At 69.7% G+C, this 23764-nt stretch carries 17 protein-coding genes; 7 read left to right on the top strand and 10 right to left on the bottom strand.

Going from position 1 to position 23764, the window contains the following annotated elements:
* Nucleotides 1–942 (bottom strand): LysR family transcriptional regulator, encoded by a 942-nt coding sequence (locus tag AC07O8_RS08990; RefSeq protein WP_297525372.1) that lies wholly within the window; start codon nt 940–942, stop codon nt 1–3.
* 152 nt (nt 943–1094) lie between these two features.
* Here AC07O8_RS08990 and AC07O8_RS08995 point away from each other — a divergent pair, with 152 nt between their 5' ends.
* The 3 genes from AC07O8_RS08995 (at nt 1095) to AC07O8_RS09005 (ending at nt 6146) form a co-directional block, all read left to right on the top strand.
* Complete coding sequence (locus AC07O8_RS08995) at nt 1095–1721, top strand: FMN-dependent NADH-azoreductase (protein WP_495047698.1); 627 nt, start codon at nt 1095–1097, stop codon at nt 1719–1721.
* A gap of 165 nt (nt 1722–1886) precedes the next feature.
* Entirely contained in the window at nt 1887–2759 is an 873-nt protein-coding gene (locus AC07O8_RS09000; RefSeq protein WP_495047699.1) for a pirin family protein, read from the top strand.
* Between the two features lie 135 nt (nt 2760–2894).
* Nucleotides 2895–6146, top strand: coding sequence for a hypothetical protein (locus tag AC07O8_RS09005; protein WP_495047700.1), 3252 nt, complete (start codon nt 2895–2897; stop codon nt 6144–6146).
* Here the strand turns inward: AC07O8_RS09005 and AC07O8_RS09010 are convergent.
* Genes AC07O8_RS09010 through AC07O8_RS09020 form a run of 3 tightly spaced genes read right to left on the bottom strand, consistent with a single transcriptional unit; the run spans nt 6130 to nt 9820 of the window.
* Complete coding sequence (locus AC07O8_RS09010) at nt 6130–7128, bottom strand: pirin family protein (protein ID WP_495047701.1); 999 nt, start codon at nt 7126–7128, stop codon at nt 6130–6132. The genes AC07O8_RS09005 and AC07O8_RS09010 overlap by 17 nt on opposite strands.
* On the bottom strand, nt 7125–7616 hold the full coding sequence (gene cueR / locus AC07O8_RS09015) for a Cu(I)-responsive transcriptional regulator (protein WP_495047702.1): 492 nt from the start codon (nt 7614–7616) through the stop codon (nt 7125–7127). The genes AC07O8_RS09010 and cueR overlap by 4 nt, the downstream gene beginning before the upstream one ends.
* On the bottom strand, nt 7613–9820 hold the full coding sequence (locus AC07O8_RS09020; RefSeq protein WP_495048121.1) for a heavy metal translocating P-type ATPase: 2208 nt from the start codon (nt 9818–9820) through the stop codon (nt 7613–7615). Before AC07O8_RS09020 ends, cueR begins: the two co-directional genes overlap by 4 nt.
* A 379-nt stretch (nt 9821–10199) precedes the next feature.
* Between AC07O8_RS09020 and AC07O8_RS09025 the strand changes: the two genes are divergently transcribed.
* Complete coding sequence (locus tag AC07O8_RS09025; protein ID WP_495047703.1) at nt 10200–10394, top strand: heavy-metal-associated domain-containing protein; 195 nt, start codon at nt 10200–10202, stop codon at nt 10392–10394.
* A 43-nt stretch (nt 10395–10437) separates the two neighbouring features.
* On the opposite strand, the gene AC07O8_RS09030 is transcribed toward AC07O8_RS09025, so the two are convergent.
* Both AC07O8_RS09030 and AC07O8_RS09035 read right to left on the bottom strand, forming a co-directional pair.
* Nucleotides 10438–12675 (bottom strand): xanthine dehydrogenase family protein molybdopterin-binding subunit, encoded by a 2238-nt coding sequence (locus tag AC07O8_RS09030; RefSeq protein ID WP_495047704.1) that lies wholly within the window; start codon nt 12673–12675, stop codon nt 10438–10440.
* A 1-nt stretch (nt 12676) separates the two neighbouring features.
* Nucleotides 12677–13147 carry a (2Fe-2S)-binding protein gene (locus tag AC07O8_RS09035; RefSeq protein ID WP_495047705.1) on the bottom strand — a complete coding sequence of 157 codons (471 nt, stop codon included), beginning with the start codon at nt 13145–13147 and terminating at the stop codon, nt 12677–12679.
* A 460-nt stretch (nt 13148–13607) separates the two neighbouring features.
* Between AC07O8_RS09035 and AC07O8_RS09040 the strand changes: the two genes are divergently transcribed.
* Nucleotides 13608–16364, top strand: a complete 2757-nt coding sequence (locus AC07O8_RS09040; RefSeq protein WP_495047706.1) for a TonB-dependent receptor plug domain-containing protein — start codon at nt 13608–13610, stop codon at nt 16362–16364.
* A gap of 394 nt (nt 16365–16758) precedes the next feature.
* Nucleotides 16759–19662: a TonB-dependent receptor plug domain-containing protein gene (locus AC07O8_RS09045; RefSeq protein WP_495047707.1), complete on the top strand. Its 2904-nt coding sequence runs from the start codon at nt 16759–16761 to the stop codon at nt 19660–19662.
* 128 nt (nt 19663–19790) lie between these two features.
* Here AC07O8_RS09045 and AC07O8_RS09050 read toward each other — a convergent pair whose 3' ends face one another.
* On the bottom strand, nt 19791–20747 hold the full coding sequence (locus AC07O8_RS09050; RefSeq protein ID WP_495047708.1) for a LysR family transcriptional regulator: 957 nt from the start codon (nt 20745–20747) through the stop codon (nt 19791–19793).
* 139 nt (nt 20748–20886) lie between these two features.
* Here AC07O8_RS09050 and AC07O8_RS09055 point away from each other — a divergent pair, with 139 nt between their 5' ends.
* Nucleotides 20887–22098: an MFS transporter gene (locus AC07O8_RS09055; protein ID WP_495047709.1), complete on the top strand. Its 1212-nt coding sequence runs from the start codon at nt 20887–20889 to the stop codon at nt 22096–22098.
* A 59-nt stretch (nt 22099–22157) separates the two neighbouring features.
* Here AC07O8_RS09055 and AC07O8_RS09060 read toward each other — a convergent pair whose 3' ends face one another.
* The 3 genes from AC07O8_RS09060 to AC07O8_RS09070 all read right to left on the bottom strand — a co-directional run bounded on the left by AC07O8_RS09060 (nt 22158) and on the right by AC07O8_RS09070 (nt 23643).
* Nucleotides 22158–22472 carry a type II toxin-antitoxin system RelE/ParE family toxin gene (locus AC07O8_RS09060; RefSeq protein WP_495047710.1) on the bottom strand — a complete coding sequence of 105 codons (315 nt, stop codon included), beginning with the start codon at nt 22470–22472 and terminating at the stop codon, nt 22158–22160.
* Nucleotides 22450–22737, bottom strand: a complete 288-nt coding sequence (locus tag AC07O8_RS09065) for a hypothetical protein (RefSeq protein ID WP_495047711.1) — start codon at nt 22735–22737, stop codon at nt 22450–22452. Before AC07O8_RS09065 ends, AC07O8_RS09060 begins: the two co-directional genes overlap by 23 nt.
* A 120-nt stretch (nt 22738–22857) precedes the next feature.
* On the bottom strand, nt 22858–23643 hold the full coding sequence (locus AC07O8_RS09070; RefSeq protein WP_495047712.1) for a TetR/AcrR family transcriptional regulator: 786 nt from the start codon (nt 23641–23643) through the stop codon (nt 22858–22860).
* Between the last annotated feature and the right edge of the window lie 121 nt (nt 23644–23764).

The following is a 23764-nucleotide window of genomic DNA, read 5'->3' on the forward strand; positions in this document are numbered from 1 at the left end:
CTACATCCCGTACATCGCCGCCTGATCGAACGGCGTCAGCGCCGCCGCCATCGCATCGAGGAACAGCCGCGTGCGCAGCGGCATGAGGCGGCGCTGCGGGAAGACCGCCCAGCAGGTCGACGGCTCCGCGCACCAGGCTGGCAGCACGCGCAGCAACTCGCCGCGGTCGACGAAGGCCTGCGCGTACTGGTTGCCGACCCAGGTGATGCCCAGCCCCGCGCGGGCCATCTGCAGCAGCATGTCCGGCGCGTTGACCAGCGTGCGGCTGTCGGGCACGCCGACCCATTCCCCGCGTTCGTCCGCCTTCCCGTCGACGCTGCCGAACAGCCGCCATGGCAGCGGCTCGCCGGCGCGGCTCAGGATCATCAGGCCGTGCATGCTGAGCAGCCCCTCGGGGAGCTGCGGTTCGCCGTGGCGCTCGAGGTACTCCGGCGACGCGTACAGGCCGCTGCTGAACATCGCCAGGCGCCGCGCCGCCAACTGGCTATCGGGCGGCAGCTGTCCCATGCGCACCGCGATGTCGAAGCCTTCGGCGATCAGGTCCACGCGCCGCGGCGACAGATCGAGCTCCAGCTGCACCTCCGGGTAGTCGCCGACGAAGCGGCTCAACATCGGCGTCAGCATCTGGTTGGCGAAGTCCGCCGGCATCGACACCCGCAGTCGCCCCGTCGGCCGCTGCTGCCGGTGCAGCGCCAGCGCCAGCGCGCCGTCGACTTCGCCGGCGAGCACCCGCGCATGCTCCAGCACGCCCTGGCCGAACTCGGTCAGCGTCAGCCTGCGCGTGCTGCGCTGGAGCAGCTTTTCGCCGAGCCGCTCTTCCAACGCCGCGATGCGACGCGACACCGTCGACTTCGGCAGCTGCAGCCGCTCCGCCGCGCGGCTGAAGCTGCCGCTTTCGATCACGCGGGCAAAGACCAGCAGGTCGTCGGCATCGAGGCTCATGGGTGGGGCGCCGCCGGATGGGAAGCGATTGTTCGTTGAATGGAACAATCTTATCCAGTACGACGTCTTCCGGTGCTGAGGGGTGATCAATAGAGTTCGTTCCATCCCATCACACCCGGCTGATCCAGCCGAAACGCCCGGAGAAACGCACCATGAACATCCTTCAGATCAATTCCAGCGCCCGCCGTCTGCATGAAGGTCAAGGCTCGGTCTCGACCCTGCTGGCCAACGAAGTCGTCGCGCAACTGGTGGCCCGCAACGCCGGCGCCACGACGGTCGTGCACGACCTGGCGGTGCGCCCGCTGCCGGCCATGGACGAAGCCACCCTCGGCGCGCTGTTCACGCCGGCCGACAGCCGCACCCAGCAGCAAGCCGAGCGCGTGGCCTTCAACGACCAGTTGATCGCCGAACTGAAGGCGGCCGACGTCATCGTGCTGACCGCGCCGATGATCAACTTCGGCGTCACCTCGCAGCTGAAGAACTGGATCGACGCGGTCGCCCGCGCCGGCGCCACCTTCAAGTACGGCGCCAACGGCCCCGAAGGCCTGGTCACCGGCAAGCAGGTCATCGTCGTCAGCACTCGCGGCGGCGTTTACCGCGGCCAGCCGGCCGACAACATCGTGCCCTACCTGCAGCTGACGCTGGGCTTCCTCGGCATGACCGACGTCAAGTTCGTGCTGGCCGAAGGCCTGAACATGGGCGAGGAAGCGGCGGCCAAGGGCCTGGCCACCGCCCGCGAAGAAATCGCGGCGCTGTTTGGCGAGACGCAGCCGGCCTGATGGCCACCTTCGGCGCGGCCGGCCTGGATCGACCGCGCGCGCCCTCCACGGGGCATGGGGGATCCCTCCTGGACCCCCAAGCCCCATGCCGGGCCGGCAGCATCCGCTGACGGCCGGGACAGACATCCCATCGACCATCGTTCATCGTCATCAAAGGAATCCATCATGACCGCCGCCACCCCTGTCACCTCTCTTCGGACGCCCCGCCAGGTCGAGCGCCTGGTGCAGGGCAGGGCCACCAGCGACGGCGCCGGCGTCAAGCTGACGCGGGTGCTGACGCAGGACCTGCAGCGGCGCCTGGATCCTTTCCTGATGCTGGACGCCTTCGGCACGGACAAGGCCGAGGACTACATCGCCGGCTTCCCCGACCATCCGCATCGCGGCTTCGAGACCGTGACCTACATGCTCGAGGGACAGATGCGCCATCGCGACTCGGCCGGCCATGAGGGCCTACTCGGTCCCGGCGGCGTGCAATGGATGACCGCCGGCCGCGGCGTGATCCATTCCGAGTTGCCCGAGCAGCAGGAAGGCCGCATGGAAGGTTTCCAGCTGTGGCTGAACCTGCCCGGCCGCGACAAGATGCGCGACCCCTGGTACCGCGACATCGCCAGCCCGGAGATCCCCGAGCTGACGCTGCCGGGCGCCACGGTGCGCGTGATCGCGGGCGAGAGCCACGGCGTGACCGGCGCCGTGCAGCGCGACACGACCTTGCCGATCTACCTGGACGTGCATCTGGAGCCCGGCGCCAGCTTCGAGCAGGCGATCCCGGCGACGCACAACGCGTTCCTGTACGTGTACCGGGGCGCGCTGCGCTTCGAGACCGGCTGCCTGGTCCCGAGCGGCCGCATGGCGATCCTCGCCAACACGGCCGGCACCGACGGCGCGCGGCTGACGGCTTCGGACGAAGGCGCGCGGGCCCTGCTGATCGCCGGCCAGCCGCTGGGCGAGCCGATCGCGCAGTACGGCCCCTTCGTGATGAACACCGAAGGCGAACTGCTGCAGGCGGTGCGGGACTTCCAGGCCGGCAGGTTCGCCTGAGGAAGGCGGGTCCCCCGCCGCAGTCAGGCGGGCCCGCGTATCGCGCAGGGCGCGCGCGCGGCGGCACGGACTCTCGGGAAGCGCGGGGCCCGGCCGCGGCACGACAAAGCGGACTTCGTCCTACCGCCTTGCCGCATGCTGACCGTCCCCGCCTTCCCGACCGCGATCGTCGGCCCGCCCGACATCCCCTTCGATCCGCTTTTCGGCTTCGCGACGGGGATCCCGCCGGCGCCGTCGTCCGATGCGCAGGCCGACGCGCCGCCCGACGCGGCGGTCGATGTGCCGGTCGATGCGGGCGCAGGTCGGCGGCCGACGCTGGCCGCAGCCTGCGCCGCGTTGTCGGAGGTCGCGAGGGCGCTGGGCGCGAGGGACGAGGCCGACCTGCTCGACGATCTGCCCACGCGCGTCGCTGACCCGACGGACCCGCGCTACACGGATGAGCTCAAGGAGTTTTTCCGAGGCGAAGGCGCCGTGCGCATGCAGGCGTTCCTGCACGCGCTCGCGAATCCGGTCGCGCAGGCGCGCGTGCCCGCCGAGCTGCGGCGCAAGGCACTGGAAGACTTCGTCGAAGACCTCGAGCTGTGCGAGACCGGACGCGTCAAGGCCTGGCACGACGCCACGCACCGCTTGACCTGCATGGCGGGTGGGGCGACACAGGCGGCCGCCCTGCGCCGCGACGATCTGGTCCAGCAGACGCTGCTGGAGGTCGTGCGCGCCACGATGGGGCGCGATCCGGCCGAAGGTCCGCGCACGCTCGTCAACTTCGAGGCGCACTACGTCGTCGCGCTGGGGCGTCGGCTGGATCTGCCGTTCGCGCGGAGCCAGCCGCGCGACCGGCACTTCGACGCCGCGGCGCTTCCCCGCGACCTCGTGGCACGGGCCCGGCTCGCCCTGCAGCAACGGGTGTCCCCCGCAGCGGTCGCCTACTCCCTCGCCAAGGAGGCCTTGCAGGCCCTGCGCGGACGATTGATCGCGGAGGGCGTCGACCTCGTCCGGATCTGGCCGGCCACCCCCGCGCAGCAGGCGGCCATCGACGAGGAGATCGCCGCGATCGAGCGCACGCTGGTGGGGCTCGTGCATCGCTGGTCTGTGTTCCGCGAAGACGAGGTCGACGGTCACATCGCGCTGGCGACCGATCCCACCTGGCTGGCTGTCCAGACCCTGCGGAACCTCATGACGGCCGGCGCCATTCCGAAGCGCGAGATCGAGACGCGCCTGAGCTGGCGCGCGCCCGACGCGACGCCCCACCGGCTGCGCTGTCTGACGGACGGACTCTGGTGGGTGCAGGCGGGCGAGGACGAGGACTTCGACCCGGGGGCCGCGCGGCCGGTGCAGGGCGGGGTCCTGAGGGAGCTCGATCGGCTGATGGCGACGGGCCGCCTCCCCCTCCTGAACGTGGCGGCGCGCGAGGGACTGGCGCGCCTGCCCATCCTTTTGGACCCCGAGGACGCATTGATCCGGATCGCGCCCCAGTGGCTGGTGAACGACGAGCTGGTGGGGCAGTGGTGGCGCCGGATGGGCGAGGCACGCTGCGGCGCCTGGCTGGACCGGCATCGCATCGCCGCCCTGTATCCGGACCTCTGTCCGCGGCTGATGCTCGCCGCCGACGACGCCGGGCACGGCGCGCTGTTCGCGCGCCTGCTGCCGGGCAAGGCGGCGGGCGCCGCGCTGGCATGGAACGCCTGTGACGGGGCCGGCCGCCTGGCCGACGCGACCCGGTGCGGCGAGGTCGACCGCCTGCGGCGTTGGCTCGAGCTCCTGATGATCGCCTTGCCGGCCTTGACCGCGCGGCAGCGGGGGCTGGCGCTGGTGGCGCGTGACGATGGCGGACAGTCGGCGCTCGCCTGCGCGATGGCGCTGCCGCGCGGCAAGGAACTCGTGCGCGAGCTCGTGGCGACGATCCTGGCGGTGCGCGGACTCCGGCCGGAGGCGGGGCCGAGGCCGGCGATGCTGTCGCTGTCGCCGCCCTTTCGGGAGATCCTCGCCGGCGGGGTGGAGGAGAACCTGGGCGCCATCGGCGTGGCGCTCGCGCACGGCGAGGCCGAGTCGCTGCAGGTCTTCCTGAGCGCTGTCGAAGGCGCCCATGCGCGCGGGGTGCTGACGCGGCCGGAACTCGCGGCCTTGGTCATGGGCATCACGGACAGCTACGGCCCCGGCCATTGGGAGGGCTTCAGGCTCGCGATGACGCGCAACCATGCCGACGCCGTCGGCGTCTGGACGCGGGCGCTGATCCGCATCGCGCGGGAGGGCGTGCTGGACGATGCCGAGCTCTTCGATGCCTTGAAGGTCTTGAACGAGGACGGCTCGGGCGCCTATCACGCGGCCCTGCGCGAGGGATCCCGCGAGGCCGCTGGCCATTACCGGGCGGCATTGCGCGCGGCGCGGGAGGACCGCCTGCTGTCGCGCGACCAGGTGAGCCGCCTGCTGCTCGGCCAGGCCGACGAGCCGCATGCGCTGTCGCTGGCCGCCGCCGCCGGCCACGCGCGCGCCGTGCAGGAGCACCTCGACGACGAGTTGTCGGTGCTGGGCCTCCAGCGGTCCGCCGCGGAGCAGGTGCCCACCTGCGCCCGCTGGTACCGTCGCGGCGGTCATGTCGCGATCGGCGCCGCGATGTGGCACGGCGAACTCGACGTGGTGCGTGTGCTGGTCGCGCATGCGCTCGAGTTGCAGCGCTGCCGGTGGCGGGGCGCGCTGTTCCCGTCCTTCGCGGGGATGCCGGGAACTCCGTCCGCGATCGGCGACGCCGTGATGGCGGGCCGGCTGCAGGCCGCGGCACTGTGGATGGAAGCGCTGGCGGTGGGCGTGGCGAGCGGCTGGATCGGGCGTCGGGACATGCTGGCCCTCCTGGCGGCGCCGGACGAGCGTGGCGTGCCGCTCCTCCAACGCGCCGTGCTGGCGCTGGACCCCGACGCCCTGACCCCGTTGCTGAGGCTGATGGCGAAGACGGCCCGCGACGCGCATCTGAATTCGTCGGAGCTGTCGAGGCTGTGGGGGCCGGGCCGACGACAGCCCTCGCCGCTGGCGACGGCCCTGCTCGCGGACCAGGCCTGGGCGGTGAGGCTGATCGGCCAGTTCCTGCTGCGGCTGTGCGACGAAGGCAGTCTGGCGTCCGCCGATCTGCGGCAACTGCTGGCGCTGCGCGGCCGGTCCAGACGGTTCGGCCGCCAGGGCAGGCGCCTGGCGCCGCCGGCGCACGAGCGGCGTGTCACGACCGCGGTGTGGGCCTACGCCGGGCTCGTCGAAGCCGCCCTGCGCCGCGGCTGGATCAACAACGACCGCGCGCATCGCTGGTTGCGCGCGTGGATTCCCGCGCCCGGGACGCGTCCCTCTCCGCCGACCGGGCCGACCGTGCCGACCGCGACGACCGCGCCTACCGGGGCGTCTTGAGCGGCGGCACGACGGGTGCCAGCAGGCGCGGGCCGTCGAAGCCGCGCACCTCGCCGAAGCGGCCGCCGTCCTCGCGGCTGTTCCATTCCTCGGCGTAGACCTGCATCTCCTCGCGGGTGCGGCCGACGAAGTTCCAGAACAGCAGCACCGGCTCGCCGAAGGGCGGGCCGCCGAGCAGCAGCGCGCGGCGCTTGCCGCCGCCCGACAGCAGCTTCAGCGACTGCGCGCCCGGCGCGATGTACAGCAGCTCGCCGGGCTGGCTCGCGCCGGTGGACTCGCCGTCGAGCGTCACCGACAACTCGCCCTCGAGCACCATCAGCCCGTACTCATGGTCCGGGTGCAGCGGGATCGTCGCCTCGGCGGCGCGCGCGGCGCTCAGGTCCACGCCCAGCAGCGGCGTGTGGCTGGGCACCGGCGAGCGGTGACCGCCGAACTCGCCGACCAGCAGCATCGTGTCGAAGCCGCCGGTCGCGAACGACGGCAGCTCGGGGAAGTGCTCGAAGGCCGGCTCGCGATCCCGGACCGCGTCGGGCAGCGCGATCCACAGCTGGGCCAGCTGCAGGCGGTCGGATTGCGATTCCTCCGTGTGGCTGATGCCCTTGCCCGCGGTCATGAGGTTCACCTGGCCGGGGCGCAGCATCTGCTCGGAGCCCAGGCTGTCGCGGTGCAGCACCTCGCCCTCGATCATCCAGCTGAAGGTCTGCAGGCCGGTGTGCGGATGCGGGCCGACGCGCATCGCGTTGTCCGGCGTCAGGTCGGCGGGGCCGGCGTGGTCGAGGAAACACCAGGCGGCGATCATGCGGCGCTTCGGCGTCGGCACCGCGCGCCGGATCGTCAGGCCGCCGACGTTGCCCAGATGCGCGGCGATGCGCTCCCAGCGGGCGGGCACGGGATCGACATGGGAATCGACGTGGGGCTCGGCATGTGGGGCGGTGTGCCTGGCGGTGTGCGGGCCTGCCGCGGGATCGTGGGGGGCGCTCATGGCGTGGCTCCTTGTGCGAGGTCGTCGAGGATGGGGCAATCGGGGCGGTCGTCGCCGTGGCAGCAGTGCGCGAGCTCGGCCAGCGCGCGTCGCATGGCTTGCATCTCCGCCATGCGGCGGTCCAGGTCGGCGATGTGGGTCTCCGCGATGCGCTTGACCTGGCTGCTGGCACGGCGGCGGTTCTGCCAGAGCTTGACCAGCTCGGCGATCTCCGCCATCGAGAACCCCAGGTCGCGCGCGCGGCGGATGAAGCGCAGCGTGTGCACCTCCTTCTCGCCGTAAAGCCGGTAGCCGGACTCCGTGCGGGCGACCGGCGGCAGCAGGCCCAGCGATTCGTAGTGACGCAGCATCTTCGGCGACACGCCGGAGCGCTCGGCGGCTTGGCCGATGGTCAGCGGCGCACCGCTCGTGGCGGACGCCGCGGGGGCAGCGGGCGCTTTGGCCGAGGAGGATCGGGCGGAGGAGGACCGGGCGGAGGAGCCAGTCATCGCGCGGGTCCTTTCCAACGCTTGAGCAGCAGCGCGTTGCCCAGCACGGAGACGCTGGACAGCGCCATCGCCGCGCCGGCGATCACCGGGCTCAGCAGGCCCAGCGCCGCGAGCGGCACGCCCAGCAGGTTGTAGATGAAGGCCCAGAACAGGTTCTGGCGGATCTTCGCGACCGTCGCGCGCGACAGCGCGATCGCTTCGGCGACCAGGCGCGGATCGCCGCGCATCAGCGTGATGCCGGCCGCTTCCATCGCCACGTCCGTGCCGCCGCCCATCGCCAGGCCCACGTCCGCGGCGGCCAACGCCGGCGCGTCGTTGATGCCGTCGCCCACCATCGCCACGTGCGTACCGTCGGCGCGCAGCTCGGTCACGATGCGGGCCTTGTCCTCGGGCAGCAGCTCGGCGCGGACCTCGTCGAGTCCCAGTGCCTCGCCGACGGCCTTCGCCGCGGCGGCGTTGTCGCCGCTGAGCATCAGCGTGCGCAGGCCCAGCGCCTTCAGATCGGCGATCGCCGCCGCCGACGTGGCCTTGGCGCGGTCGCCGAACGCGAGCATCGCCAGCAGCACCGGCGCACCGGGGCCGTCGGCGGCCGCCAGCCACGACAGCGTGCGGCCCTGCGCGAGCGCCGCCTCGGCCAGCGACGCCAGCAGCGACAGGTCGACGCCGAGTTCCGCCATCCAGCGTCCGCTGCCCAGCATCAGCGCGCGGGCCTGGACGCGGCCCTCGATGCCGCGGCCCGCGATCGCGCGCACCGACGCGGCCGGCGCCGTCGTCAGCGCGCGCTCGAACGCGGCGTCACGCACCGCGCGGGCCAGCGGATGCTCGCTGCCCATCTGCAGCGCCGCCGCGAGGCCCAGCGCGTCGGCCTCGCCCACGCCCGGTGCCGCGACGAAATCCGTCAAGCGCGGCTTGCCTTCCGTCAGCGTCCCGGTCTTGTCGAACACGACCAGCGCCACGCGGCGCGCCTGCTCCAGCGCCTCGGCGTCCTTGATCAGCAGACCGCGGCGCGCGGCGACGCCGGTGCCCACCATGATCGCCGCGGGCGTCGCCAGCCCCAGCGCGCAAGGGCAGGCGATCACCAGCACGGCGACGGCATGGATCAGCGCGCGTTCCCAGTCGCCGGTGGACAGACCCCATGCCAGCAGCGTCGCCGCCGCGATGACGAGCACCGCCGGCACGAACACCGCGCTGACCTGGTCGACCAGCCGCTGGATCGGCGCCTTGTGCGCCTGCGCGGACTCCACCAGACGAACGATCCGCGACAGCGTCGACTCCGCGCCCAGCGCCGTCACCTCGACCAGCAGCAGACCGTCCCCGTTGACCGCGCCGCCGACGACGCGGTCGCCTTCGGCCTTGTCGACCGGCAGGCTCTCGCCGCTGATCAGCGACTCGTCGACGGCGCTGCGGCCCTCGCGGATGCGTCCGTCGGCGGGGATGCGCTCGCCCGGACGCACGACGGTCAGGTCCTTCAGCCGCAGGAGCGCCAGCGGCACCTCGACCTCCACCTCGGCGCCAGCGGGACCGCGGCGCACGCGGGCGTGTTCGGGACGCAGCTGCTTGAGCGCCGCGATCGCGCTGAGCGTCTGGCGCTTCGCGCGGCCTTCCAGCCACTTGCCCAACAGCACCAGGGTGATGACCGCGGCGGCCGATTCGAAGTACAGCGCCGGGCTCATCGGACCTTCGCGCAGCAGCTCATAGACGCTGAGGCCGTAGGCCGCGCTGGTGCCCAGCGCCACCAGCAGGTCCATGTTGCCGCTGTGGTCCTTCAGCGCGGCCCAGCCGGCGCGGTAGAAGCGCGCGCCCAGCCAGAACTGCACGGGCGTCGCCAGCGCGAGCTGCCACCATCCCGACAGCATCCAGTGCGCGCCCCAGGCCATGGCGATCATGGGTGTGATCAGCGGCAGGGTCAGCAGCGCGGCGGTGAGCACGGGCCAGCCGGTTGTGGCCCAGGCCGGTGGCGGAGGCGGGGTGTCGTCCTCCGCGACGATCTCGTGGGCGTCGTAACCGGCCTTGGTGATGGCGGCGACGAGCGCTGCGGTGGTGACGCCGATGGGAGCGCGCACGTTGGCGCTTTCCGTGGCGAGATTGACTTCGGCCGTTTCGACGCCGGGCACCTTGCGCAGGGCGCGTTCGACGCGATTCACGCAGCTGGCGCAGGTCATGCCGGACACGGCGAGCTGGTGCTCGATGGCGGCGGCACCCATCGCGCCGGCTGCACTTGCGGCGACAGCGGAGGTGGGTGAAGGGGGAATGGTGGTATTCATGGCCTCAGTCTCAAGCTTGCCATGATGGGAAGGTCAAGGCCATGCCCCTGATGGGAGAGATGTCCAAGGCCCGAGGGCTACGGTGGTCCCGTCGCAGTGCCTCGGTGGTTCGATCGCAGCAACTCGGTGGTTCGGCCGCAGTAACTCGATGGTTCGATCTGCGGGATCCGGTGCCGGCCGACCGATTTAGCGGAGCCTGCGAGCGTATGAGGGCGGCCGGCACCGGATTCCGCAGATGCGCTTGCCCGACGCAAGCTTGACCTTCCCACGATGGCAGGGTTTAGGCTTCGACCTGTTGATTGAACCGAAGGAGTCTGACATGCATGAATTCAAGCTTCCCGACATGAGTTGCGGCCACTGCCGCGCGGCGGTGACCGAGGCTGTCAAGGAGGTCGACGAACACGCTGCGGTGAACGTCGACCTGGTTCAGAAGACTGTGACGGTGGAGAGCGGTCTGAGCCGCGAGCGGCTGGCGGACGTGCTCAGCGAGGCCGGCTACCCGCCGGCCTCCTGAGCGTGCGGCGGGCGCTCCGGCCTGCCTGATCAAGCCTGCTTGATCAAGTCTGCTTGAGCGCCTCGCTGTCGAACGGCAACTGGCGCAGCCGCTTCCCGGTGGCTGCGAAGATCGCGTTGGCCACGGCTGGCGCGATCGGGGGTGTGCCGGGTTCCCCGATGCCGCCGGGCGCTTCGTTGCTCTGCACGATGTGCACGTCCACCTTGGGCATCTCGTTCAGGCGCAGCACCGGGTAGTCGTGGAAGTTGCTCTGTTCGACCTTCCCGTCCTTGAACGTGATGCGTCCGTACAGCGCCGCCGACAGTCCGTAGACCACCGCGCCCTCGATCTGCCGGGCGATCGTCTGCGGGTTGACGGTCTGCCCGCAGTCGACGGCCGCGGTCACGCGATGGACCTTGATGCCGCCGTCCTTGGCCACCGAGACTTCCGCCACTTCCGCGACCCAGGTGCCGAAGCTTTCCGCCACGGCGATGCCGCGATGCCGGCCCTTGGCCGGCGGCCGGCTCCAGCCGGCCTTCTCGGCAGCCAGCAGCAGCACGCCCCGCGCGCGCGGATGCTTCTCGAGCAGCGCCAGCCGGTACTTCAGCGGATCGGTCTTGGCGGCGTGCGCGAGTTCATCGATGAAGCTCTCGATGAAGAACGCGTTCTGCGAATGTCCCACCGAGCGCCAGAACCACACCTGCGGACCCGGCTCCGCACGGCCGTAGGCGATGCGCTGATGCGGGATCTCGTACGGATGGTCCGCGAGCCCTTCGACAGCCATCGAATCGACGCCGTTCTCGGGAATCTTCATGAAGCCCGACGCGGCCATGATCGACGGGCTGGCGACGTCCGCGCGCAGCATCAGCGGCCGCCCCTTGTCGTCGAGTCCTGCCTCGAAACGCACGCGCGAGGTCGGCCGGTAGTAGCCGGCGGCCATGTCGTCCTCGCGGGCGTAGACCAGCTTGACCGGGCTGCCGCTGAGCTTGGACAGCAGCGTCGCGTCGATGGTGAAGTCCGGCGCGAAGCGTCGGCCGAAGCCCCCGCCCAGCAGCATCGTGTTGACCTTCACCCTCGCCGGCGTGACCTGCGCGACCTGCGACAGGATGCCTTGCGCCGGTCCCTGGCTCTGCGTGCCGGCCCAGATGGTGACCTCGTCGCCCTTGACCCAGGCCAGGCAGTTCAGCGGCTCCATCGCGGCGTGGGCGAGGTAGGGCACGTCGTACTGCGCGGACAGGTTGCGCGCCGCGTTGGCGCTGCCGTCCTTGACGTTGCCTTCCTCGCGCGCGATCGCGGTGGCGTTCTGCAGGCCGTCGTCGAGCGTGCTCGAGACCTTCTCCGACGACAGGTCCGCATGCGCGCCCAGGTCCCACTCGATGCCCAGCGCGTCGCGGCCCTGCTTGGCGGCCCAGTAGCCGTCGGCCAGCACCGCCACCCCCGACGGGATCGCGATGACCTTGCGCACGCCCTTCACCGCCTTGGCCTTGCCTTCGTCGAAGGCCTTGGGCTTGGCGCCGGCGATCGGCGCGCGCGCCATCACCGCGACCAGCAAGCCGTCCACGTGCGCGTCGATGCCGAACTTGGCCGTGCCGTTGATCTTGGCCGCGCTGTCCAGCCGGCGCGTCGGCTTGCCCATGATGCGGAAGTCCTTGCGGTCCTTCAGCGCGGGCTTCTCCGGCACCGGTTGCGTCGCGGCGGCCGCGACCAGCGAGCCGTAGCTGGCCTTGCGGCCGTTGGGTCCGATCACCTGCCCGCGCTCGGTGCGCAGCGACGAGGCGTCCACCTGCCACTGCTTCGCCGCCGCGGCGACCAGCATCTGACGGGCGGCGGCCCCGGCCTGTCGCACCGGCGTCCAGTGCGCGCGCACCGTCGTGCTGCCGCCGGTGGCCTGCATGCCGAACATCGGGTTGTTGTACGCCGCGTCGGCCGGCGCCTGCTCGACGGAGACCAGCGCCCAATCGGCGTCGAGTTCCTCCGCCACCATCATCGGGATGGCGGTCAGCACCCCCTGGCCCATCTCGGCCGAGCCGCACACGACGGTGACCTTGTTGTCCGGCGTGATGCGCAGCCAGGCGTTGGGGGCGAAGGTGTTGGAGGCGGCAGCGCCCGGCGGCGTCTGCGCGAGGGCCGCGCGACCGGCGGCCAGCGGCAGCGCGAAGGACACGGTCAGCGCCGCGCCGCCCTTGAGCAGCGAGCGGCGGCTTGGAGAAGCGGCTGCCAGGGAAGGGTCCGCGGCGGACCGCGAGGGCGCGGACCGTGCTGACAGTGCGGACAGGGCGTCCTTGTCGAAGGCCATGCTCATGTCAGCCTCCCTTCGTCAGCGTGGCCGAGGCGTCGTGGATCGCCGCCCGGATCTGGTTGTAGGTGCCGCAGCGGCAGACGTTGCCGCTCATGGCGCCGTCGATGTCCGCGTCCGACGGCTTCTTCTTGCCTGCCAGCAGCGCGCAGGCGCTCATGATCTGACCGCTCTGGCAATAGCCGCACTGCGGCACGTCGATCTTGAGCCAGGCGTGCTGCACGGCGCGCCCGGCGGGCGTGGCGCCCACGCCCTCGATCGTCGTGATCTTCTTGCCGGCCGCCGCTTCCAGCGGCGTCTGGCACGAGCGGACGGGCTGGCCGTCCAGGTGCACGGTGCAGGCGCCGCACAGCGCCATGCCGCAACCGAACTTGGTGCCGGTCAGCTGCAGGTCTTCGCGCAGCGCCCACAGCAGGGGCATCTGCGGATCGGCATCGAGCGTCACCGCCTTGCCGTTCACGGTCATCGAAATGGACATGGGGTTCCTCCTGGGGTCGGGTCTTGCGCCTTGGGGTGCGCAAGCGTATCCCTTTCGAACTTCCAGCGTGCGGGGCCAGGCCATGACTCACGCGCCCGGCCCACCTAGAAGGGCTAGCTCAAACGAGTGGGCGCTGAGCGCACCTGAATGGTGCCTTCACACGGGCAGAGGGTTTTCCCTTTCTGGCACCGTTGCCATCCCCCGTTTTGGCGCCGACTTCGCCCGCTTTTGCGGCAGTCGGGCGCTGATCGCCCGTGAATGCGAAGGGTGGATCCGACGAGGTGAACGAATGTTGCTGTTTTGCAATGGATGACGACGGACATGGGGTCGCCCCCTCCCCAGAATCCGCCCCCTTGCGCCCACCGGGACACCCCTCGGGCGCTATCCGGCGCCGATCCGGCCGCCGGTCTCCTCGGCCGATGCCATCCATCCGGCCCTTCATCAATTCGCAAGTGGAAGTATGAGAAAAAACACCCAGCTCTCCCTGTCCCTGAGCGCCGCCGCGGCGCTGCTGTGCTGCGCGCAGGCCGCGCAAGCCCAGGCACAGGACACGACCCAGCTTCAGCGCGTCGAGGTGACCGGCTCCAACATCAAGCGTCTGGCGTCCGAAACCGCCTCGCCGGTGCAGGTCTACAACCGTGAAGAGATCCGCCGCACCGGCGCCAACACCGTGCGCCAGGTGCTGGACACGCTGACGTCGACCTCGAGCACCGAGATCCGCGACGACGGCAACAACACCAGTTTCGCGTCGGGCGCTTCGGGCGTGTCGATGCGCGGCCTGGGCAAGGGCGCCACGCTGGTGCTGCTGAACGGCCGCCGCGTCGCCAACTTCGGTCTGGCCGACGGCGCCAAGGACACCTTCGTCAACGTCGACGCGATCCCGGCCGACGCGGTGGAGCGCGTGGAAGTGCTCAAGGACGGCGCTTCCGCCATCTACGGCTCCGACGCGATGGCCGGCGTGATCAACATCATCACGCGCCGCTCGTACAACGGCGTCGGCGCGTCCGCCAGCTACACGTTCAACGAGAACCCCAGCGTCGGCGCGCAGCGCCAGGCCAGCATCGTGGCCGGCTTCGGCGACCTGGAGAAGGACCGCTTCAACGTCTTCGCCAACATCGAGGCCTATCGCCGCGAGGGCTACACCGTGGCCGACGTCAAGGACGACTATCCGGCGTGGCACAAGGGCATCTTCAACCCGGCCTACGGCGATCCGAGCCTGAGCTCCTTCCCCGGCAACCTGCGCGTGGGCACCAACCGCGTGCCGGTGGCGGGCTGCACGACGCTGAACTCGTCGGGCCAGTGCGTGACCGATGTGAACGGCCTGAACCCGGTGTCTGATCCGGCCAAGCGCATCAACTTCTTCAGCGCCGCCCGCGCGAAGGTGACCGAGGACATCCAGGCCTTCGCCGAGGTGTCCTACTCGAAGACGACCACCGAGTACCGCAACCTGCCGATGACCATCGGCGCCGGCGCTACCTCGCGCTGGTACGACGGCTTCAACAAGGTCGCGCAGTCGGTGCCGCATCCGGTGCTGTCCGCCACGAACCCGGCCAACCCGACCGGCGCGCCGGTGGGCATCGACTACCGGTTCATGGATGACCCGAGCATCTTCAACTACGACGGTACCGGCAAGCAGTACCGCGTGCTGACCGGCGTGCAGGGCACGTTCCGCGAGATGGACTGGGAAGTGTCGGTCGGCCGCAATGCCGCCGAGGCCGACAAGCTCAGCCGCTGGGGCTCGCGCGACCTGTTCACCGCCGTCGCTTCCGGCGAATACAAGATCGGCGGCCCGAACAGCAAGGAACTGCTGGACCGCCTGTTCCCGGTCAACGGCTCCGAAGGCAAGAACCACCAGACCTGGGTGGACGCCAAGCTGAGCGGCGAGCTGCTGCAGCTGCCGGGCGGCCCGCTGGCCTTCGCGCTGGGTGCCGAGCACCGTCAGGAAGGCGTGTCGATCAAGTCGACCGACAACGTCCTGAAGGCCCAGATCGTCGGCCGCGGTTCGGTCCTGATCGACGGCTCGCGCAATCTCGAGGCCGCGTTCCTGGAGCTGAACGCGCCGGTGCTGAAGGGTCTGGAACTGAACGGCGCGCTGCGCTTCGACAAGGCCACCGGCTTCGACGGCCGCGTGTCGCCCAAGCTCGGCGTCCGTTATGAAGTGATGCCGCAGCTGCTACTGCGCGGCACGGTCGCCGGCGGCTTCCGCGCGCCCAACATCCCCGAGACGCTGGGCCAGGTCGGCGTGACCGGCTTCTTCAACTCGACGGTGGACCCGCGCCGCTGCGAGACCGCGACCAAGCTGCGCGACATCCTGAAGAACGGCAATGCCGCCGACAAGTCCGACGCCACGGCGGCCTACAACAGCGGTTGCCTGGCCTCGGTGCCGGCGATGATCTCGGCCAACCCGAACCTGAAGCCGGAGACCTCCAAGAGCATCACGCTGGGCTTCGTCTTCGAGCCGACCAAGAACGCGTCGATCGCCGTCGACTACTTCAAGATCGAGCGCAAGAACGAGATCAACTCGCGTGATCCGTCCTACGTGCTGGAGCGCGAAGGCAAGGCCGGTTACGAGGACATGATCAGCCGCGGCCCGGTCACCGCGCAGGAACAGGCCTGGGTCGACCGCGCCAACCTGCTGGCGCCGGGCAGCAACCTGGCCTGGGGCGCCGGCCAGATCACGTCGCTGCTGCTGCAGTACGAGAACTTCGGCAAGACCGAGACCTCGGGCGTGGACATCGACCTGAAGGGTCGCGTGGCGGCGGGCGCGTTCGGCACGCTGAACCTGGGCCTGGCGGCGACCTATGCGCTGACCTACAAGGCCTGGGACATCGACGCGAACGGCTGGCGTCCCAACCAGGTCGGCATGTACCAGAACCCGCGCCTGAAGGCCGTGTTCTCGGCCGCCTGGAACAAGGGCGACTGGAGCACCGGTCTGCGCTTCAACTACACGTCGAAGACCGCGCTCAACCGTGACGAGACGGACCTGGCCTCGTGGAGCGAAGCCGCCTGCCAGACCCGCCTGAAGCCGGGCGCCCTGCCGTGCTTCATCGACGAGGACCTGCGCACCGACTTCAACCTGGCCTACACCGGGATCAAGAACCTGCGCCTGTCGCTGAACATCCTGAACCTGATGGGCGACGAGCGTCCGGTGAACCTGCGCGACGGCTACAGCCTGCGTCCGCGCAGCTACAAGGTGGGCGCGTCCTACGACTTCTGATCGCGTCGCGAGACGCCGGATGCCGCGGTCGGGGCCTTCCCGACCCGGTCATCGCATCCACTCAAGCCCGGCCTCGGCCGGGCTTTTTTTCGTCCGTCGATGACTTCTTCATGTCAATGACCCGTCATTTCCGTGTGATTTGCGCCTGCATTTGAGGGGGTTTGTGGGGATAGGGTTCCCCCTGCTTTGGCCCATGACTTTCGGGTTTCTTCTTATAGGTCTGTCGCTCTTTTGCTGCGCGGTGAAGCAAATGTTTAAGTAGGTAAACCGCAGGTAGGAGCTACTGAAAAAATCGGTCCATGCATCGCACGGGGCGCATCGATCTCGTGAGCTCTGCAATCGTTCGGGAACAGCGCCACCACCGGGTGCTCCCCATTTCAGAAGAGGACCGCAAATGTCTCGTCAACTTACCCACAGGGCGCTGGTGCTGACCAGCATCGCGATCGCCAGCACGCTGGCCTGCGGCATCGCCGCCGCGCAGGATTCGCAACAACTGGAGCGCGTGGAAGTCACGGGTTCCAACATCCGTCGCACGGCCGCCGAAGGCACCTCGCCGATCGACCGCATCACCGCCGCGGAAATCCGCGCCAGCGGCGCGAAGACGGCGCTGGAGCTGATGAAGATGGTGCCCGCGATGGGCACCGACGGGTTCAGCGACACGCCGGGACAGAACAGCTTCTCGCGCGGCGTCGCCACCGCGTCGCTGCGGGGCCTGGGCTCCACGTCCACCCTGATCCTGCTGAACGGCCGCCGCCTGACGCCGGCCGCCTATGCGAACCCGAACAACGGCACGTCCACGCTGTACGACCTGAACTCGATCCCGGTCTCCGCGCTGGAACGCGTTGAAATCTTCAAGGACGGCGCCTCGGCGGTGTACGGCTCCGACGCGGTCGGCGGCGTCATCAACTTCATCACCAAGAACGACTACCAGGGCATCCAGATGGGCGCCACGGTGGGCGCCAACGACGACGGCGAATTCAGCCGTCAGACCGTCAACGGCGCGTTCGGCTTCGGCGATTTCGCCAAGGACGGGTTCAACGTCCTGGTGAGCGCGGACATCACGCACCGCGGGCGCACCATGACCCGCGACGTCAAGGACATCCACGCCGACGACTACGCCAAGATCAACCTGCGCCTGAACCCCTACGGGTCGTTCTCGTCGGCCTCGCCCTTCCTGACGCGTGAAGCGGCGCCGGGCAACCTGAGCTTCCCGCAGGGCACGGCCGCGAACGTGGTGAACCGCACCAACTGCGATCCGTCGCAACTGATCACGGGCGGCGCGGTCTACGGCATTTCCACGGCCCCGCTGCTGGGCCGCACGTTCTGCAACTACAACCTCGACAACTTCAACGAGGCGCAGAACAAGGGCACCGACGGCAGCCTGATCTCCCGCGCGAGCTTCCGCGTCACCAACGACATCACCGCCTTCGCCGAAGCCGGTTACGCGCGCACCGAGCGCGATTACCTCGGCGCCTCGCGCACGATCAGCGGCCTGAGCCCGAGCAGCAACTTCCTGCTGGGCAACGTGGCGCCGTCGTTCCAGCCGATCCTGGAAATCGGTCATCCGGACAACCCGTTCACGAACGCCCGCTCCTCGGTGCAGATGCGTTTCGAGAACATCCGCGGCGGCAGCGAGCTGACCAACCAGCAGTACCGCGCGCTGGGTGGCGTCAAGGGCACGACCGGCAACTTCGACTGGGAAAGCGCGGTCCTGTGGAACAAGGCCAAGCGTGAGGAAACCAGCTTTGGCTTCCTGAACCTGGACGTGCTGCGCACCATGCTCGGCCCGAACGGCCGCACGCTGGCGCAGATCGCCGCCGATCCCAATCTGTCGCGTCCGCTGACCAACAACGCCGATGCCTCGATCTGGCAATGGGATGCCAAGGTCGCGACCGAGTTCGGCTCGCTGCCGGGCGGCGCCATCGGCGCGGCCGCCGGTGTCGAAATCCGTCGCGAGACGCTGGAGATCACGCCGGATCCGCTGAACGCCACGGGCAAGATCCTCGGCCTGGCGAACACGCAGATCGACGGCGGTCGTACCGTGAAGTCGGCGTTCGTCGAGTTCCGCACGCCCTTCCTGAAGACCTTCGAAATGGACTTCGCGGGCCGTGCCGACAAGTACCCCGGCATCAAGACGAACTTCGTGCCCAAGGTCGGCGCCAAGTGGACGGTGCTGCCGCAACTGTCGTTCCGCGGCACCTACTCCGAGGGCTTCCGGGCCCCGGCCGTGTCTCAGATCGCTCCGGGCGGCGCGCAGTACTTCGTGAACGGCGTCATCGATCCGCTGCGTTGCCAGGAAGACGGCGTCACGCCCAAGCCCGGTGCCGCCGCGGCGGACTGCGCGAAGAGCGTGGCCGGCGTGGGAACGTCCAACCCCGAGCTGAAGCCTGAGAAGTCCAAGAGCCACTCGTTCGGCGTGATCTTCTCGCCGAGCAAGAACGTGGACATCCTGGTCGACTACTTCAACATCATCAAGAAGGGCGAAGTGGCGCTGCTGGACGTGCAGAGCGTGGTGGACCACCCCGAGCGGTATCCCACGCTGATCCTGCGCGACACCAATCCGGCGCTGCAACTGCCGGGCGTGGCGAACTCCGGTCCGCTGCTGTTCGTGCAGACCCCGTGGGTCAACCAGGGCAGCACCGAGGTGTCGGGCATCGACTTCGAGGTCAAGACCAACATGATCCCGAAGGAAGGGCTGCGCTGGACCAACCAGCTGCGCGGCACCTACATGACCCGCTACAGCCGCGAGGAGCACGTCGGCGACGCGCGCAACAACCTGGTCGGCACCAACGGCGGTCTGGCCGACTGGGCGACCTCCGCGGGCGACACGCCGCGCCTGAAGTTCCGTGCGACCTCGACGCTGGAAGTCGACGGCCGTCACTCGATCATGGGCGCCATGAACTGGGTGAGCGGGGTGTCGTTCATCCGTCGCATGGACGGTTCGGTGCCGGAGTACTACTCGGGCAACACCTGCCACTGGGGCGGCGCCAACCCGGACGGCCTGACCGGCCGCACGGTGCTGGGCGTGGCGCCGACGGCGACCAACGGCCGCGACCTGTACATCAACCGCTACCCGAACTGCGCGGTCGGCAAGTGGATGACCTTCGACGTGGGCTACACGTACTCGGGCTTCAAGGACCTGTCGCTGTCGCTCAACATCCAGAACGTGACGGACGAGAAGGCGCCTTACTATCCGGGCACCAATACCGCAGCCGGCACGATCCTGGGCTGGAACTCGGGCATGCACAATGGTTACGGCCGCTACTGGACGCTGACCGCCAACTACACGTTCAAGTGATCGGCGCCGGCTCAGGCCGGCTCGAACCTCACACGGAATGCCACACCGAAAGGGACCGCAAGGTCCCTTTTTTTCGTCCACGCGCTGTTGTCCACGCGCTGTCGTTCACGCGCCGCCGAGGCGAGCCCTCAACGGCGACGCTTCTTCGGAGGCAGAGGCGCACGCACGCGGGCCTGGTCACTCGAATGCGCGAAGCGCGCGGCCAATGCGTCGATGAACAGCCGCGTGCGGGCCGGCAGCAGTCGGCGCGACGGGAAGACGAGCTGCAGCGGACCCACCTCGCCGGCCCATTCCGGCAGGACCTCGACGAGTCGGCCGTCGTCGAGTTCGTCGACCACGTCCCAGACCGCCCGCCGCACGAGGCCGAGGCCGGCCAGGGCCCAGTCGTGCGCCTGCTCGCCGTTGTCGGTGACGAGCCGGCCCTGCACGGTGACCGTGCGCGGCGAGGGCGACACCGACGCGTCGGCGGGCATGAACAGCCAGTCCGACTGGCGCGTGGCGATGCGTTCCTGCAGGATGCAGTCGTGGGCCGCGAGCTCTTCGAGCGCGCGCGGCGTGCCACGGCGGCGCAGGTAGTCCGGCGTCGCGCAGAGCACGCGCCGGTTCGGGCCGAGGCGGCGGGCGACCAGGCGCGAGTCCGCCGGTCCGCCGATGCGCACGGCGCAGTCGAAGCCTTCCTCGATCAGGTCGACGAGCGCGTCGGACAGCGAGACCTGGACGGTGACGTCGGGATGCTCGCGCATGAACTCGGCCGCGAGCGGGCCGACGCAGCGACGGCCCAGCGCGACGGTCGAGGTCACGCGCAGCAGCCCGCGCGCCTGCTGCCGGCCTTGCGTGAGCTCGGCTTCGGCGTCGTCGATGTCGGCGAGGATGCCCTGGCAGCGTTCGAGGTAGATCGCGCCCTCGTTGGTCAGCGCGAGGCGCCGCGAGCTGCGCTGCAGCAGCCGCACGCCGAGCCGCGCCTCCAGCCGCGCCAGCCGCTTGCTGCCGACGGCCGGCGAGAAGCCGAGTTCGCGTCCCGCGGCGGACAGGCTGCCCGCCGCGACCGCGCGCACGAACAGGCGCATGTCATCGAGTTCATTCATTCCGGATCTCCCGTGGCCGCCGCATCATGCGGGCACCGTCTTTTCCATTCTGGAACAGATGCTTATCCCTTTCGATGGATTCCCATCCGGGGAGCGACAGATCACAGTGAGGGCCATTGAATCAACGTTGGAGTCTTCCGTGACCTCCCTCTCTTCCACCCTGGACGATGCCGGCGCCAAACGGCCTGCCGCGCGCGGTTTCCCATTGCCGATCCTGGCCCTGGCGCTGGCGGCCTTTGCCATCGGCACGACCGAGTTCGTGATCATGGGTCTGCTGCCGGCGATGGCGCAGGATCTGGCGGTGAGCCTGCCGCGCGCGGGCCTGCTGGTGACCGGTTATGCGCTGGGCGTGGCGCTGGGCGCGCCGCCGCTGGCGGCGCTCAGCGCGGGCTGGCCGCGCAAGCGGGCGCTGCTGGTGCTGATCGCGCTGTTCATCGCGGGCAACGTGCTGTCGGCGATCGGCGGCGGCTACTGGACCGTGATGGCGGGCCGCATCGTCGCGGCGCTGGCGCACGGGTCCTTCTTCGGCATCGGCGCGGTGCTGGCGAGCGAACTGGTCGCGCCCGACCGCAAGGCCGGCGCGATCGCGCTGATGTTCACCGGCCTCACGCTGGCCAACGTGCTGGGCGTGCCCCTGGGCAACCTGATCGGTCAGGCGTGGGGCTGGCGCGCGAGCTTCGGCGCGGTGGCCGGACTGGGCATCGTGGCGGCGATCGCGCTGGTCGCGCTGCTGCCGAAGACGAGGGACGCCGACACGGCCGCGCAAGCGGGCAACGACTGGTCGGTGCTGAAGCGCCCGCAGGTGCTGATCGCGCTGGCGCTGACGGCGGTCGGCTTCGGCGGCATCTTCACCGCGTTCACCTTCATCGCGCCGATGCTGGCGGACGTCACCGGCCTGACGCCGGGTTGGATCACGGGCGTGCTGTTCCTGTTCGGCCTCGGCCTGACGATCGGCAACACGCTGGGCGGGAAGCTGGCGGACTGGAAGCTGATGCCGTCGCTGATGGGCGTGCTGGTCGCGCTGGCGATCGTGCAGGCGCTGCTGGCGGTGGTGCTCGACTGGCAGTGGCCCACGATCGTGACCGTCTTCGTCTGGGGCATGGCCGCCTTCGCGACGGTGCCCGGATTGCAGATGCGGATGATGCAACAGGCGCCCGATGCGCCGGCGCTGGTGTCGACGCTCAACATCGCGGCGTTCAACCTGGGCAATGCCGGTGGCGCGTGGCTCGGCGGGTGGATGCTGACGCATGGCGCCTCGCTGCGCGCGCTGCCGGTGGCGGGGGCAGGGCTGGCCGTGGTCGGGCTTGGATTGGCGGCGCTCAGCATGCTCATCGAACGCCGGGCTCGCTGACTTCAGCGACGGCCACAATGAGGAAGGGCGACCGCATGCGGTCGCCCGTTCGTTGTGACTCAGTTCGCCAGCGCGGAGACTGAGGGGTCCGGCCAGTTCTGTCGCGTGTGGACGAGGTCCAGTACTTCGATGGCCTCGGGCGTGATGCGATACGGCACGAAGTAGTTGGGGGTGACGACGATCTCGCGGATCCCCGCCACGCGCGACGAGGCGCGATACAGCATCGGGAACGACAGGGCCAATCGCAGCTTCTTGACGATCTGCCGACCGAACTCTTCTGAGGCCAGTTGATTGTGTCGGGCCATTTCCTCGAGGATCAGATCGATGCGGAGCAGGGCGCGGGGGCGACATTCAATCGTTTTGGGATTGAGCATGGCGGCTCCTCATGTCCAGAAACTTGCGCTCCATCCAGTCGACAAAGTCATCGAAAGGAATGTTCGGTCGCGGGTCTTCGATCGACAGGCGGATCTGCTCCTGGTACCAGCAGTCCCAGGCTTCCTGATCAAAGTTGTCTTCGCTGATGCGCGGTGCGTGCTCGCCAGGAGCGGAGGGTGGAGGGATCCGCATCGGCGCATGGCCGGTGCCCAGCAGCTCTTGAGCTGCGGGATCGATGTCGTGTTTCACGTTGTCGGTCTCCATGGAATGACTCGAAAGTCGGAGCCGTCATCGTTCCCGAACAGGGGCTGTCGAGCCATGACCTCAACTGCTGATCTTTTGACCTTCCCAGGTCTTGCGCGCCGGGGCGCGCTGCGCTGAGGGTCAGGCCTTGCCGTCAGCGACGTCGATGTCGCCCCCGTCCAGCGCCTCGGCCACGCGGGCCTTCAGGCGGCGCAGCGCCTTCAGCTCCTGATCCGGCGCCTGCAGCGCCGGCCACAGCAGCGCGACCAGATCGCGCGCCGCCGCGTCCACCTGGATCTGCCGGCCGGCGATGATCACTTCCCAGAGCATGTGCTCCATCGGCCCGAACACCAGCGAGCGCAGCAGCCGCAGCGGGATGTCCTGCCGGACCTCGCCCTGCGCCTGGCCGCGCGCCAGCAGGTCCATCAGCGGCGCCGTGTAGCGGCGCTGCAGATCGACGAAGGCGGCGCCGAAGTCCTGGCCCTCGCCCCGCGCCACCGGCGTGTCGCGCTTGCGGCCCTCCGACAGCACCAGCTCGCACAGCCCCGTGCCCTGGATCAGGAACAGCCGCAGGTGGGTGTGAACGACGAACTCCAGCTGGTCCCGGATCGGCCGCTCGCGCGGCAGCCCCGATTCGATCGCCTCGATGATCTCGTCGTACCAGTCGCCGATCACCCGCATGCAAAGCTCGCGCTTGCCGCGGAAGTAGGTGAAGACCGTCGCCTCGGAGATCCCCAGCCGCTGCGCGATCTCGGTGGTCGTCGCGCGCTCGTAGCCGCGCTCGGCGAACACCGCGCGGCTCGCGCGCAGGATGTCCTTCACCCGCTGCTCCGCCTTCGCGCCCACCGGCGAACGGCGCTGCGCGGGCAGGGCGGCCGCGGACGGCGGATCGAGGCGGGCGTCCGGGCGGGCGGCCTCTCGGGACATCGGGGCAGGGCTCATGAGGACCCCATTCTCCGGGTTTGTTGAGCCGGGCTCAAGTCAGTAGGTTCGCGCCTGGTGTCCGGCTTGGAAACGTTCGCCATCTGGCTTATGCTTCGCGCCTTGC

The sequence above is a fragment of the Roseateles sp. GW821-FHT09G09 genome, assembly GCF_059415965.1.

What these genes read in the sequence shown, in the direction of transcription:
- AC07O8_RS08990 (WP_297525372.1), bottom strand. Translation starts at nt 942, where the DNA reads ATGAGCCTCGATGCCGACGACCTGCTGGTCTTTGCCCGCGTGATCGAA.
- AC07O8_RS08995 (WP_495047698.1), top strand. Translation starts at nt 1,095, where the DNA reads ATGAACATCCTTCAGATCAATTCCAGCGCCCGCCGTCTGCATGAAGGT.
- AC07O8_RS09000 (WP_495047699.1), top strand. Translation starts at nt 1,887, where the DNA reads ATGACCGCCGCCACCCCTGTCACCTCTCTTCGGACGCCCCGCCAGGTC.
- AC07O8_RS09005 (WP_495047700.1), top strand. Translation starts at nt 2,895, where the DNA reads ATGCTGACCGTCCCCGCCTTCCCGACCGCGATCGTCGGCCCGCCCGAC.
- AC07O8_RS09010 (WP_495047701.1), bottom strand. Translation starts at nt 7,128, where the DNA reads ATGAGCGCCCCCCACGATCCCGCGGCAGGCCCGCACACCGCCAGGCAC.
- cueR (WP_495047702.1), bottom strand. Translation starts at nt 7,616, where the DNA reads ATGACTGGCTCCTCCGCCCGGTCCTCCTCCGCCCGATCCTCCTCGGCC.
- AC07O8_RS09020 (WP_495048121.1), bottom strand. Translation starts at nt 9,820, where the DNA reads ATGGGTGCCGCCGCCATCGAGCACCAGCTCGCCGTGTCCGGCATGACC.
- AC07O8_RS09025 (WP_495047703.1), top strand. Translation starts at nt 10,200, where the DNA reads ATGCATGAATTCAAGCTTCCCGACATGAGTTGCGGCCACTGCCGCGCG.
- AC07O8_RS09030 (WP_495047704.1), bottom strand. Translation starts at nt 12,675, where the DNA reads ATGAGCATGGCCTTCGACAAGGACGCCCTGTCCGCACTGTCAGCACGG.
- AC07O8_RS09035 (WP_495047705.1), bottom strand. Translation starts at nt 13,147, where the DNA reads ATGTCCATTTCGATGACCGTGAACGGCAAGGCGGTGACGCTCGATGCC.
- AC07O8_RS09040 (WP_495047706.1), top strand. Translation starts at nt 13,608, where the DNA reads ATGAGAAAAAACACCCAGCTCTCCCTGTCCCTGAGCGCCGCCGCGGCG.
- AC07O8_RS09045 (WP_495047707.1), top strand. Translation starts at nt 16,759, where the DNA reads ATGTCTCGTCAACTTACCCACAGGGCGCTGGTGCTGACCAGCATCGCG.
- AC07O8_RS09050 (WP_495047708.1), bottom strand. Translation starts at nt 20,747, where the DNA reads ATGAATGAACTCGATGACATGCGCCTGTTCGTGCGCGCGGTCGCGGCG.
- AC07O8_RS09060 (WP_495047710.1), bottom strand. Translation starts at nt 22,472, where the DNA reads ATGCTCAATCCCAAAACGATTGAATGTCGCCCCCGCGCCCTGCTCCGC.
- AC07O8_RS09065 (WP_495047711.1), bottom strand. Translation starts at nt 22,737, where the DNA reads ATGGAGACCGACAACGTGAAACACGACATCGATCCCGCAGCTCAAGAG.
- AC07O8_RS09070 (WP_495047712.1), bottom strand. Translation starts at nt 23,643, where the DNA reads ATGTCCCGAGAGGCCGCCCGCCCGGACGCCCGCCTCGATCCGCCGTCC.